This is a genomic window from Mycetocola sp., assembly GCF_025464835.1.
In the GTDB taxonomy this organism is placed as follows: Bacteria; Actinomycetota; Actinomycetes; order Actinomycetales; family Microbacteriaceae; genus Mycetocola_A.
The window spans coordinates 1-12,024 of sequence record NZ_JAODMP010000106.1; the positions used below are offsets into that span (position 1 = coordinate 1).

Sequence of the window (12,024 nt, forward strand, 5' to 3'; positions counted from 1 at the left end):
CCAGAGTTCGGGTAGCCTCCATCACGACCGCGAACAAGGCCTGGTCAACCCGGCGGCGCCGCTCGAGCAGCGCGGGGAAGAACGATCCGGCGCGCAGCTTCGGGATCGTCAAATCAAGATCTCCGGCCGTGGTCGACAACGTCCTCGGGCGGGTGCCATTGCGATGCGTGGTGCGGTCGCCGGAGCGTACGAACGGGGCGGAGCCGATGTACGCGGTCGCTTCCGCATCGATCAGTTCCTGATACAGAGTTTCGGTCGCGACGCGAATGCGATCGGTGACATCGGTGAGTTTGAGTTCTCCCCGCAGGTTCAGCAGGGCAGACTGGTCGAGAGCCATCGTGTGGTGTCCTCCGTGAGTTGCTCTAGTCGGTACTCACTGACCATCCCACGGTGGCTCTTCACATTAACGAAGCAGAGCTCAAGAGCGGGAAACCACACCACTCACGGGGACGTAACCCCGGCGGGGGAGCTCCTCCGGCGCGGAGAGGCATTTCGCGAGGGGCTGTTTTCTCCCGAGCCGGTGCTCCTTATTTTCGAGGCCTTTCACACCGTGATCAGCGCGCGACTAACTTGTCGCCCGGGCAAACCGGATCGGAAGAGAACTGGCGATCGCCCCGGGTGGCGTCGATGCCCGTTCGGTGGATCACAATCGAGCAGTCGACAGACATGATCCCTACGGCGCCAGGGAGGTGAAGCCGAGCTTGGCCGACAGCCCAACGGCGCCGCCTTCGACGAGCTCTGCCCATTCCTTTTCGGAACGCTGGTGCCAGCGGGCCGCGGGTATCGATGCACTGATAGCAGCGATAACGGCGCCTGATGAGTCACGAACCGGGGCAGCGGCACACATGATGCCGGGCGTCGACTCTTCGTACTCGAATGCGACCCCGTACTCGCGCACGCGGTCCAGTTCCTTTTCCAGTTCAGGCAACGTGGCGATGCTCTTGCTGGTCATGACCGGCAGATGTTCGGGATCAGGAAAGAGCGCGCGCAGGGTTTGAGGGGAGAGATAGGCGAGCAGTACTTTGCCCAGGCCTGTGGCGTTGGCGGGGAGGCGCTGACCGATGCTGGACGGTAGGCGCAAATTGTCGCGGGTTTCAACTTTGGCGAGGTAGAAGACGTCCGCCCCCTCGCGAAGGGCAACGCTGACGGTTTCGCCGCTGAGACTGGAAAGGTTGCGAGCGGCCTCATTGGCAGCGGCGAGCATGTCGAATCGTGCTGAGTATGCGTTGCCGAGTTGCAATAGCCGGACGCCGAGCCGGAATTTGTTCGTTGCTTCGTCTTTCTGCAGGTAGTCCCGGGCGACAAGCGTGGAAAGCAATTCGTGGGCGGTGGTGCGAGGTAGACCTGTGAGTTTCACGACGTCGGGCGCGCTGAGCGCAGTGTCGTCCTCGAGGAAGAGTTCGAGGATGTCGAGCGTGCGCACAACAGCGGGAGTCAAACGGACCATGCCTCATGAATACTCGGGATCGGAGTGCTGTGCAAATGAAGCGACGTGTTGACATCACCCTTTCGCTCGTGTTCGATATAAAGGACAAGCGTCGAAGTATCGAACAGGGCGCGAGTCCGCACAGGAAAGGACGGCCTATGGCCAAGCCAGTACACGCCGCCATCATCGGATCCGGAAACATCGGTACCGACTTGATGATCAAGATGCTGCGGGGGAAGGGCCTTCTGAAGATCACAGCCCTCGTCGGCATCGATCCCCAAAGCGACGGTCTGCGCCGCGCCGAAAGCATGGGCGTCGCCGGTATCGCGACGGGAGTAGACGGCCTCATCGCCTCTCCCGAGTTCGAAACCATCGACATCGTCTTCGACGCCACCTCCGCGAGTGCCCACAGGTACAACGCGACGCAGCTGCAGGCCGCAAAGCCCGGCATTCGTCTCATCGACCTCACCCCTGCCGCGATCGGCCCGTACTGCATCGCCGCGGTAAATCTGGAAGAGCACATCGACGCTCTGAACCTCAACATGGTCACCTGTGGCGGCCAAGCCACCATCCCCATGGTCGCCGCCGTCGCGAGCGTCGTTCCCGTACGCTACGCCGAAATCGTGGCTTCGATCAGCAGCAAGTCAGCGGGGCCCGGGACCCGCGCCAACATCGACGAGTTCACAGAGACCACCGCCGACGCCATCCAGAAGGTCGGCGGCGCGGAGGCAAGCAAGGCGCTCATCATTCTCAATCCGGCGGAGCCGCCTTTGCTCATGCGCGATACAGTCTTCACTCTCACCGCCGATGCCGACCGAGACGCCATCCAAAAGGCTGTCGCCGAGATGGTGCAGAAGGTGCAGAGCTATGTGCCCGGCTACCGCCTCAAGCAAAATGTTCAATTCGATGAGATCACCACACCCGTCAACGTGCCCGGTATCGGTGAGTTCACCGGCCTGAAGACAAGCATTTTCCTCGAGGTGGAGGGCGCCGCCCACTACCTGCCCGCGTACGCCGGAAACCTCGACATCATGACGTCGGCCGCCCTGCGAGCCGCCGAAACCATCGCGCTCCGCGCGCAGAACCAGGAGGAGGCGGCATGACCTCGTTCGACCCCACCACAGACACGCTTTTCATCTCCGACGTCACCCTGCGCGACGGCAGCCACGCGGTTCGACACCAGTACAGCGTGACCAACGTGCGTGAGATTGTCACGGCGCTCGACAAGGCCGGCGTGGACAGCGTCGAAGTCGCCCACGGCGACGGCCTGAACGGTTCGAGCGTCAACTATGGTTTCGCCGCCCACTCCGACGTGGAGCTCATCGAAGCGGCCGCCGAAGTTGCAGAGGACATTGCGATCGCCACCCTGCTGCTACCCGGTGTCGGCACCATCCACGACCTCAAGCGTGCCGCATCGGCCGGGGTCAGTTATGTCCGCGTTGCCACGCACTGCACCGAGGCGGATGTTTCGGCGCAACATATCGCGACCGCTCGCGAGCTGGGACTGAACACCACTGGCTTCCTTATGATGAGCGCACTGACAACCCCGACCGAGCTCGGGAAGCAGGCCAAGCTCATGGAGAGCTACGGCGCACAGTGCGTATACGTCGTGGACTCAAGCGGTGGGCAAACAATGGATGATGTGATCGACCGCGTCAACGCTCTGCGCGACGCACTTGACCCCGCCACCGAGATTGGCATTCACGCGCACCACAACCTCTCCCTCGGCGTCGCAAACTCGGTCGCCGCCGTCAAGGCTGGCGCGAACCGCGTGGACGCCAGCCTGACCGGCATGGGCGCGGGCGCAGGAAACGCACCGCTTGAGGCCTTCATCGCCGTCGCCGATAAGCTCGGCTGGAACCACGGCACCGACCTCTTCGCCCTTATGAATGCCGCCGACGACATCGTGCGGCCACTGCAGGTACGGCCGGTGCAGGTCGACCGCGAAACACTGAGCCTGGGCTATGCAAATGTGTACTCGAGCTTCCTGTTGCATGCCGAGGCGGCCGCTGCCAAGTACGACATGTCCACCATGGAGATTCTGCTCGAGCTCGGTGCGCGTAAAATGATCGGCGGCCAGGAAGACATGATTGTCGATGTGGCACTCGACCTGCTCGCCAGGAAAGAAGCAGAGGCGGCCGCATGAGCACCGCCAGTTCGGCCGCGTTGGGCGATGCGTTGCTCGAGGTGTACGCATCGCGCGTGCCTTTAGCCCCGCTCACTGCCACGCATCCCGACCTGAGCGTCGAAGATGCCTATGGTGTGCAGTTACATCAGGTAGCAGCCTGGAGGGCAGCCGGCCGCACGGTCGTGGGCTTCAAGGTCGGGCTCACCTCGCTCGCGATGCAGGAGCAGCTTGGCGTCGACCAGCCCGATTTTGGACACCTCTTCGATGACATGGTGCTCGACGCGTCGGCGCCAATCAGCCTGCGCGATTACATCGCGCCGCGTATCGAGCCTGAGATCTCTTTCGTGCTGAAGAAAGATCTCAGGGGGCCAGGGCTTACAGCGGCGGATGTGACGGATGCTGTCAGTCACGCGGTCATCTCGCTTGAGATTATTGACTCCCGCATTGCTGACTGGAAGATAAAACTGGCTGACACGATCTCCGATAACGCGTCCTCAGGGGCGCTGCTCCTCGGTGCTGATGAGATCGCACACGTTGACGTTGATCTGGCGGCCATCGAGGTCTCTTTGCTGCGTAACGCCGAGCTTATGGCCACAGGTCTTGGCGCAGCGGTGCTCGGACATCCAATAGAGGGTGCAGTCTGGCTCGCAAACACTTTCGGGGCACTCGGGCAGACGCTGGAGGCCGGATCGATAATCATGGCGGGCTCGATCACGGCCGCCGTGGCTATCGTTCCCGGCGACACCATCACCGCTGACTTCGGCACCCTGGGCAGTATCACCGCCAGCTTCACGGAGTGACCGACACCAGATAGACCCGCCGAGCCGCTCCGTCACCTCCGACGCGAGCGGTTAGGCCATTTAAACGGTGCCGGTCAATGACCGCGGGAGCACCCGTGCGGGTTCACCGTGGGCGGGCCGTACGTCTCCCACCGCCACGCTGTGGGTCGCGCGCAGTATGCCAGGGACCGCACATGTCACACGTTGCTCTCGCCCAGCAGACGCCTGGAGCGGGAAAGGGCGGGTCGACACGGCTGTGTCGACCCGCCCTTCGGACGGATTCTGATATCGATGGATCCCTATGCCGGCACTGCGACTGGACGCACGGAGTCTGACTCGAGCGCCTTCCCGCGCGTCTCGGGCAGGAAGCAGAACACAAGGATCGCCGCGACCAGGTAGAAGACGGCGGTGCTTCCAAGCGCTACGGCGGGGCCGAAAGCGATCAGCAGGAACCCGACCATTGCCGGAGCGAGGGCGCTGATCGCACGGCCGGTGTTGTAGATGAAGCCTTGCGCAAAGGCTCGAATCTCGGTCGGGAACAGCTCGGCGAACGTCGGGCCGAAGCCGCTGTAGAAACCCGTTCCGACGAAAGCCATGAGTGCACCAAAGATGATGACTGGCACATCGCCCTTGACCAGCATGAAGACTGGAACCATGGTCGCCGCAGCGATGAAGAAGGAGATGAAGGACTTGCGGCGACCGATCCGGTCGGAGATGTAGCCAAAGCTGACGAAGCCGGCAGCTGCCCCGACCTGCATCAGGATGATCCACGTAGTTGACTTCAGCAGGTCGAGCCCCTGCCCGCCGTCTGCGACCGGGCTGGCAAGGTAGCTCGGGATCCAGGTGAAAAGACCCCAGTAACCGCACGATGCGGCGGCAGTGAACCCGAGGCAGGTGAAAACGGCCTTCGGGTGCTCGGCGAATAGTTTCTTCACGGCGCCCTTCGCGCTGACGCGCTCTGTCTTTTTCCAGATCTCCGGCTCCTCCGTGTTGTAACGCACCCAGAAGGCAAAGAGAGCTGGGATGACCCCCGCGAAGAAGGCCCAGCGCCAGCCGCCCAACGGGATCACGATCGCGGCTACGATCGCGGCGAGCGCATAGCCGGCAGCGAACGCACTTTGCACCCAGGCCATGACCTTGCCTCGGTGGCGGGCGGGCCACGTCTCGGATACCAGCGCCGCTCCAGCGCCCCACTCGCCCCCGACACCGAGCCCGACAATGATTCGGAAGACCAGCAGCATCTGGAGGTTCGGGGCGAAACCACAAAGAAGTGTTCCGATCGAGTAGCAGAGAATGCTGAGCATCATCGACTTGGTGCGACCAATACGGTCCGCAAGGAACCCGAATACGATGCCGCCGAACGCTGAGGCGATGAGAGTGCCCGATGCCACCAGGCCGGCAGCGCCGGCATCGGCGTTAAATTCCGCGATCACGTATGTGATGACGAACGAGAAGATCATGAGATCCATCACGTCGAGCATCCAGCCCGTGTAGGCAGCGGCAAACGCTCGCCACTGGTTCTTGGTCGCTCCGCGATACCACGGACCGCTCGGGGTCTGGGTTGGGGCCGGTGATGACATGTGACTCTCCTTTGATGTCGTGACGCACCACGTCATGGGCATGCACATCGTGCTCTCTGCGTACAGAAGCGTGCATCATTTCGAGCGCGATGTCAATAAATTGTCTCGATAGGCAAAAGATGTATATTGGTGAGCGAGACATAAGCCGGAGCGGGTCTCTCGAGATGGAGGATAATATGGCCATGGTGACGCGGACGCTGATGCTTCACGAAGACGTGATACCGCCGGACACTCAGCCTGTCTACCTTCACGGTGGGCCCCGAGCAATCTATGTGCGTGACGGCTCCGTGCACCTCGACAGTGACACGGCGTCGCAATACCTTTCCGAGGCGAACGGCATGGTGACGACCGGTCAGATCACCGTTCGCGGCGGCGCAAGCGGCGCCAGGCTGTGGCGGTGGGATCTTGTTGAACCAGAGTTCGCGGACCGCCCGCACACGCTGCATTCCGCGCCGGCGACAACCTCGGAACTCAAGATGCAGGCCGAATACGATCTCGACCCCCGGTTCGGCTTGCTCATGCGCCTCGACCGGGTCACCTTTCCGCCGGGCGGCACTGCATGGACGCATCAACACCAAGGTCCGGGCATCCGCATCTGTCAGAACGGCGAGATCACGATCGATACCGAAGGAGTCAGCACCACCTACCGATCGGGCGAAGCCTGGTCGGAGATGGGCGTCATCCCGGTCCTGGCCCCCACGACGCCCAAAAACAGCACCACGTTCATCCGCTGCTTTCTGCTGCCCGCTCATAACCGCGGGGCGTCGTCGTTTCGGCTGGTACTACCCGAGGACCGCGACAAATACAACACCCAGAGCTACCACGTTTTCAGCGAACGAATGCTTGACTCGGTCTACTGAAGCAATGCGTCTCGGCGAGCGAGACCTGCGTAATGAAGGGTACAGAGATGACAGCCGGAACAACTTTCGACCCCCTTGCCGCTGATCCAGCGTCTATCACCGCGTTGCGCATCATCGAAGCCATGCTTGACGGGACTGGAACGAGCGGCGTATCGGAGATCGCCGCACGCATAAACCTGCCCAAGGCACGGGTTCACCGTCACCTCGCGCAGTTGCGCGCTGCCGGCTACGTGCAACACGATCCGAAGACACGGCGGTATGAGCTCGGCTGGCGGCTGTCATTGCTCGGCAACCGTATCGCTTCGCAGGCCAGCGCCGTCATCGTCGCTAAGCCGCGTATGGAAGAGCTGCGCAACGAAGTCAACCAGACCATCGTCTTCTCCCAAATCAGCGAGACAAGTGTCGTGGTCATGGATGTGCTTCCCGGTAACTCTCCCATGGACATCCTTTTTCACCCGGGAACGACTTTCGGGTTCAACGCCGCCGCACAGGGAAAGATCGCTCTCGCATTCGGATCGCAGGAACTGCTCAGCGCGTGGGAACAACTGGAGCTTGAGCTGCGAACCCCTCAGACCATCATCGACCGCGCTCGACTGGACGAGGAGATCGCGGAGGCGCGCCGACGGGGCTGGGCTTCTGCCCCCGAGGAGACCTATCTGGGGGTCAACGCGATCGCCGCCCCCGTGCGCGACTCGAAAGGTGCCCTGGTCGGCACGCTTGCCATCATTGGGTCGGTGCATTACCTGCCGGATCCGCCCGAACAGGCGGTCATTGAGGCGCTGCTGACCGCATCCGCCCGGCTCTCGGCAGACTTCGGCTTCGAACAATCCGGCGACGCCGGTACCTACTCCACTGAAATCGAGGAACCCTAATGCCCATCGTGCAAATCAGCATTGTGAAGGGTCGCGACCGCGACAAAGTCACGCAGTGCATCAAGAATGTCGCCCAGACCATAGCCACTACACTCGACGCGCCTCTGGCGAGCGTTCGTGTCATGGTCAACGAGATCGAACCTGATCATTTTGCGGTCGGGACGACCTTGAAGAGCGAATCCGTGGTCCCGACCCAACCTCCTTCGGCTAGCCCAGCCGAGGCGAGGCGAACGGAATGGACCATCGAAACCGCCGCGTGTCACCTGCTCGACGCGGAAGCCGAGCGTCGGGAGATCACGCGCATCACCGATGAGTGGCCCGAGCTGGACATTCCTACCGCGTACCACGTGCAGGAGGCGATCATTCGCGACAAAGTTGCCCATGGGGATACGGCAGTGGGGGTCAAGCTGGGCCTAACGTCCCGTGCGAAGCAGAAGCGAATGGGCATCGACTCCCCGCTGACGGCCGTCATCACCGACCGCATGCACCTCGAAACGGGCGTCCCTGTCGATCTGGAGCGGTTTATTCACCCTCGGATCGAGCCGGAGATCGTCTTCACGATGGCAGAGGACTTACGCGGGCCTGGAATCACGGCCGACATCGCGATGGCAGCCGTCGGCGAGGTGCGTGCCGGTTTCGAGGTAATAGACAGCCGCTACCAGAATTTCAGCTTCGCGCTGCCCGACGTGATCGCTGACAATGCATCCTCTGCCGGCTTCTACATCGGCGGAATAGCCCGCGATCCCGCCGGGCTGGACCTGGCCCTCGAGGCGTGCGTCGTACGCGTCAACGGGGAGGTCGTCGACACCGCCACGGGTGCCGCCGTGCAGGGTCACCCCGGCGAGGCGCTTGCATTGGCCGCGAACTCCCTTGCGGCCCGTGGCCACTACATCAAGGCCGGGGACACCGTGCTGACCGGCGGATTGACTGACGCCGTCTTCATCAACGCCGGCGACGAGATCTCTGTCCAGTTCACCAACCTGGGGTCGATTGTCGTCACCGCATAGACCGGACTTCTAGAGCCTCACAACACGCACGGCCAGTAAAACGGCTACTGAGAGGCCCGGGCCCGCAGGACCCCGTGGGTTCGGGCCTCTTTGTGCCTTCGCTCGAACGAGCCCGCACCGGGCGGCGAGATATACACCGCGCGTACGGAGGACGACAAACCGCTGACGTTCCTCGTCAAGACCGATGCGCGCACGCCCGGCTGGTACCCAGACCCCGAAACAACGGGTTCTGCGCGGTGGTGGGACGGCAACAGCTGGGCTGCACAGGCCCGAGCTCTGGACACCGCCGGGCAGCCCGCGCCGACGACGAACAGCAGACCTGCAGCATCAAGCCTCCGACAGAGCAGCCGCTCCATCTTTGAACTCGGGAAGGCCGACGCACGGGACCTCGCGCAACACCTAACCTCGGAAAATGTAGAACTACGCGCCGTCATCGATAAGCACGGTTCAGGGCAGCGTGTTTCTTGGCGCCGCATTGGCGTTGAACCGTCGCCTCAGGCTGTAGAGCGAAACAACGCTCGCCGTTGGAACGAGCGACGGCGTCATTTACCGGCGCCGACGCCTCAGCGGCGGCTGTGGAGGAAGCGGGTGCGACCAACGGTCCGCGTCAACTAGCCTGGGCAGACGCCGACGTCGGCGGCCTTACGAAGCGCTACTCGGATGGCGACCCGTCTGACGGCTCCGGGTTCGAGCGAAAGGTCATCGATCCCGTCGATTGCCACGGCCAGTGGGGTGTCGCCGAGGTTACCGACTATCCCCACCGATTCGCCGCTGGCGCCATCCGTGAGAACGGCGAAGCCGACGAGAGCAGGGTGGTCTGCGGTTAGAGGAACGACCGTGCCGCCCGAGAGCTCAGCGATCCAGCCGAGCACCTCGCCAGCAGCGGTGACGCGCCCGACTCCATCGATGAGCCCTCGCGTCCCGGAGGTCTCGAAGTAGGACACCGACTCCACTCCGGCAACGGCAAGGGCGGCGACACTGGCGAGCACCCATGCGCCGAGCGACGACGCGCTCTGCCGGCGGTCGGTCGCGCCGGCGACAAGCTCCGCCCCAAACCCGTCGTCGAGGGTGTCCGAGGTCGGGACCTGGGGAGCGGACGTCGCCACCGCGTTGAAACGGGCGGCGAGCGTGATCGGACCGACGTGCAATGAGCGGTCATGCGCGATGGCGCAAGCGTCCTCCACGACGATGCGTTGCATGGCGATGGACTCCACGAGCTGGTGGCCGCCCCGGTCATGCATGAACGGAGTCATGCTGAACGCCAGTGATCCGCCCCACCGCTCCAGCCGGTCGGCATTCCGGTTCAGCTCGGTGAAATGAGCGCGAGTACCGCCGACCAGTTCGGCCCCGATCCCCCGAGCGTCCAGAAGGCGCTGCACGTCGGCGAGCAGTTCCGGCTCGGAGAGGTGGGTCAGGCGGGAGAAGGCACCGATCCGGGCGAGCTCGATTCCCGCGTCCCGAACGCGATCCAACACGGACGCGGCTTGCGCGTGGCTGTCGAGGATGAGTCGCAGGTCGAGGGGGCGCCTGCCGGACTCCGTAACCGCACGGTCGAGCACGGCCTGCCAATTGGCGGTGCCCGGGTCGAGCTCACAGACTAATGGCCCGAACGCCGGAGGGATCGGCTGACCGGTGATAGCGCCGCTCGACACGGATGTCGACACGACCGGCACTCGCACGGTGGCATCCGCATCGCCGAACGATCCCTTCACTCGCGTCGGCGTATCCGTCATGTCCGGTGCGCTGCAGCCGGTTGACGCGCAGCGTAGCTCGACAGCTTGATCGACGACGGTTCCCGGTGCGAGCTCGACGGGGAAGGGCTTCGACAGCGGCGTCGAGTAGATCTTGAAAGAGGCGTCGGTCCAGTTGCGCTGGTCCTCCATTTCGAAGACATCGCCGGAGAAACGGAGGACGCTGTCGACGGCGGTACCGTTCTGGACATCGGACCGCCAGGACAACCCCCGGATATCGCGTGCTGGCTGGTGCGGCGAAATTCGCTTGGGAAACACCGCGTGCTCCGCAGACCCGTCGGGGTGTTCGACAGTGAACGGCTGCCCGGCCAACCCCGGCGGATGCAGAACGATGAGGCCCAGCCGGTTGCGGCGGAATCGGGCGGTCGCCTCCACCCGGGCTCGCACGCGGAGCGTCGAACCCTCGATCCCAATCGTGAGGGTCCACACACCGACGCCGTCGTCCAAGCCTGCACGCCCGGACAGCGTGAGCTCGGACCGGTCGCCGACGGTATGGAAACCGGCGGCCGGGTCGCTGCTGTCCAGGTGCATTAGGAGGGTGCCCCAGTCCTGGTCGCGGACGACGAGGCGGATGCTCCGAACGACGAGCACACCGTCGTAGACGATATCGTCGATCTCAGGACCGCGGAGCGTCACCGACCACGGGCCGATGACGAGCGTCTGCGCGCTCGCTTCCCGTTCCAGCAGGAGATCGGCGGGCGGGCGATTCATCCCCGGGTAGTCACGACTTGCGCTCAAAATCTCCATAGTCACGATTGGCCTACAGCGTTGTCATGCCACCATCGACGCGGAAGAGGGCGCCGGTAGCGAAGGAAGATTCGTCGCTCGCGAGGTAGACCATGATCCCCTCGACGTCTTCAGCCTGACCGGCACGCCCGATGGGGATGCGCGACACGATCGCGGCGCGTGCCTCGGCGTCGCCGGAGATGGTGGTGACGAGGGGAGTCTCCGTGTAGCCGGGCACGACGGTGTTTACACGGATGCCGTCGGCGGCGTAGGCGGCAGCGACGGTGCGGCCGAGCCCGTGGATGCCGGCCTTGGACGAGGAATAGGCGGTGAAGTCGCGGCCTTCGCCATTTAACCCGGTGGGACTGCCGGTGAGGATGACGGAGCCACCGCGTCCGAGCATCGCGCGAACCGCGTGCTTCACGGTGAGGAAGGTCCCGGTGAGGTTGATGTCGATCGTGCGCTTCCAGGCCTCGAGAGAAAGGTCGGCGATCGGAGCGTCCTGGCCGAACAGCTGGACGCCAGCGTTGGCCACGACCACATCGGGGGCACTGCCCGACTCCACGAGCGCGGCGAACCCCGCCTCCACGCTGGACTCGTCAGAGATGTCGAGTTGAAGGGCGATGGCCTGGGGGAGAGCCGCGGCGACCGCTGTGGCTGCGTGCAGATCGCGATCCGAGACCACGACGGACGCCCCTTCCCGGGCGAACCGTTCGGCGATGGCCCGGCCGATGCCGGACCCCGCTCCGGTTACGAGCGCTGTCTTGCCCTGCAGTCGTTTCGTCACGTGCTCCATCTCCTTCGGTCAATGCCGCTCAGCCTAGTTCTGCGCGCTGGCAGCGCCGGCGGGCTCTACGACATATTAGAAGCAAAAGAGACAAACCGGTTGACCAAT

At 63.5% G+C, this 12,024-nt stretch carries 12 protein-coding genes; 7 read left to right on the top strand and 5 right to left on the bottom strand.

The features are described 5' to 3' along the window. Together JWP90_RS13090 and JWP90_RS13095 are read right to left on the bottom strand one after the other, a co-directional pair. The coding region (locus JWP90_RS13090; protein WP_297365070.1) for a transposase at window positions 1-337 on the bottom strand (337 nt) is incomplete at its 3' end. Window positions 338-673: 336 nt separating this feature from the next. Continuing rightward, a complete protein-coding gene (locus JWP90_RS13095; RefSeq protein WP_297365073.1) occupies window positions 674-1,447 on the bottom strand; it encodes an IclR family transcriptional regulator in 774 nt (257 codons plus the stop codon). A 137-nt stretch (window positions 1,448-1,584) separates the two neighbouring features. On the opposite strand from JWP90_RS13095, the gene JWP90_RS13100 reads away from it, so the two are divergent. From JWP90_RS13100 to JWP90_RS13110, 3 genes are read left to right on the top strand one after another with little or no spacing between them, the layout of a single operon-like run. Further along, window positions 1,585-2,529: an acetaldehyde dehydrogenase (acetylating) gene (locus JWP90_RS13100; RefSeq protein ID WP_297365075.1), complete on the top strand. Its 945-nt coding sequence runs from the start codon at window positions 1,585-1,587 to the stop codon at window positions 2,527-2,529. Next, window positions 2,526-3,572, top strand: coding sequence for a 4-hydroxy-2-oxovalerate aldolase (dmpG, locus tag JWP90_RS13105; RefSeq protein WP_297365078.1), 1,047 nt, complete (start codon window positions 2,526-2,528; stop codon window positions 3,570-3,572). The genes JWP90_RS13100 and dmpG overlap by 4 nt, the downstream gene beginning before the upstream one ends. Beyond that, window positions 3,569-4,354: a fumarylacetoacetate hydrolase family protein gene (locus JWP90_RS13110; RefSeq protein WP_297365080.1), complete on the top strand. Its 786-nt coding sequence runs from the start codon at window positions 3,569-3,571 to the stop codon at window positions 4,352-4,354. Before dmpG ends, JWP90_RS13110 begins: the two co-directional genes overlap by 4 nt. Before the next feature lie 278 nt (window positions 4,355-4,632). Here JWP90_RS13110 and JWP90_RS13115 read toward each other — a convergent pair whose 3' ends face one another. Continuing rightward, window positions 4,633-5,913 carry an MFS transporter gene (locus JWP90_RS13115; protein WP_297365084.1) on the bottom strand — a complete coding sequence of 427 codons (1,281 nt, stop codon included), beginning with the start codon at window positions 5,911-5,913 and terminating at the stop codon, window positions 4,633-4,635. A 176-nt stretch (window positions 5,914-6,089) separates the two neighbouring features. On the opposite strand from JWP90_RS13115, the gene JWP90_RS13120 reads away from it, so the two are divergent. From JWP90_RS13120 to JWP90_RS13230, 4 genes are all read left to right on the top strand, one after another. Continuing rightward, complete coding sequence (locus JWP90_RS13120) at window positions 6,090-6,773, top strand: hypothetical protein (protein WP_297365087.1); 684 nt, start codon at window positions 6,090-6,092, stop codon at window positions 6,771-6,773. A gap of 47 nt (window positions 6,774-6,820) precedes the next feature. Beyond that, a complete protein-coding gene (locus tag JWP90_RS13125; protein ID WP_297365090.1) occupies window positions 6,821-7,645 on the top strand; it encodes an IclR family transcriptional regulator in 825 nt (274 codons plus the stop codon). Then, the gene (locus JWP90_RS13130; RefSeq protein WP_297365093.1) at window positions 7,645-8,652 is read left to right on the top strand and encodes a fumarylacetoacetate hydrolase family protein; all 1,008 of its coding nucleotides are present in this window, start codon (window positions 7,645-7,647) and stop codon (window positions 8,650-8,652) included. Before JWP90_RS13125 ends, JWP90_RS13130 begins: the two co-directional genes overlap by 1 nt. 90 nt (window positions 8,653-8,742) lie before the next feature. Beyond that, on the top strand, window positions 8,743-9,267 hold the full coding sequence (locus tag JWP90_RS13230) for a DUF2510 domain-containing protein (protein WP_367182735.1): 525 nt from the start codon (window positions 8,743-8,745) through the stop codon (window positions 9,265-9,267). Here the strand turns inward: JWP90_RS13230 and JWP90_RS13135 are convergent. Beyond that, window positions 9,264-11,114: a hypothetical protein gene (locus JWP90_RS13135; protein WP_297365096.1), complete on the bottom strand. Its 1,851-nt coding sequence runs from the start codon at window positions 11,112-11,114 to the stop codon at window positions 9,264-9,266. The genes JWP90_RS13230 and JWP90_RS13135 overlap by 4 nt on opposite strands. A 49-nt stretch (window positions 11,115-11,163) precedes the next feature. Continuing rightward, entirely contained in the window at window positions 11,164-11,925 is a 762-nt protein-coding gene (locus JWP90_RS13140; protein WP_297365099.1) for an SDR family NAD(P)-dependent oxidoreductase, read from the bottom strand. Window positions 11,926-12,024 lie beyond the last annotated feature (99 nt).

What these genes read in the sequence shown, in the direction of transcription:
- JWP90_RS13100 (WP_297365075.1), top strand. Translation starts at nt 1,585, where the DNA reads ATGGCCAAGCCAGTACACGCCGCCATCATCGGATCCGGAAACATCGGT.
- JWP90_RS13125 (WP_297365090.1), top strand. Translation starts at nt 6,821, where the DNA reads ATGACAGCCGGAACAACTTTCGACCCCCTTGCCGCTGATCCAGCGTCT.
- JWP90_RS13115 (WP_297365084.1), bottom strand. Translation starts at nt 5,913, where the DNA reads ATGTCATCACCGGCCCCAACCCAGACCCCGAGCGGTCCGTGGTATCGC.
- JWP90_RS13130 (WP_297365093.1), top strand. Translation starts at nt 7,645, where the DNA reads ATGCCCATCGTGCAAATCAGCATTGTGAAGGGTCGCGACCGCGACAAA.
- JWP90_RS13120 (WP_297365087.1), top strand. Translation starts at nt 6,090, where the DNA reads ATGGCCATGGTGACGCGGACGCTGATGCTTCACGAAGACGTGATACCG.
- dmpG (WP_297365078.1), top strand. Translation starts at nt 2,526, where the DNA reads ATGACCTCGTTCGACCCCACCACAGACACGCTTTTCATCTCCGACGTC.
- JWP90_RS13135 (WP_297365096.1), bottom strand. Translation starts at nt 11,114, where the DNA reads ATGAATCGCCCGCCCGCCGATCTCCTGCTGGAACGGGAAGCGAGCGCG.
- JWP90_RS13110 (WP_297365080.1), top strand. Translation starts at nt 3,569, where the DNA reads ATGAGCACCGCCAGTTCGGCCGCGTTGGGCGATGCGTTGCTCGAGGTG.
- JWP90_RS13095 (WP_297365073.1), bottom strand. Translation starts at nt 1,447, where the DNA reads ATGGTCCGTTTGACTCCCGCTGTTGTGCGCACGCTCGACATCCTCGAA.
- JWP90_RS13140 (WP_297365099.1), bottom strand. Translation starts at nt 11,925, where the DNA reads ATGGAGCACGTGACGAAACGACTGCAGGGCAAGACAGCGCTCGTAACC.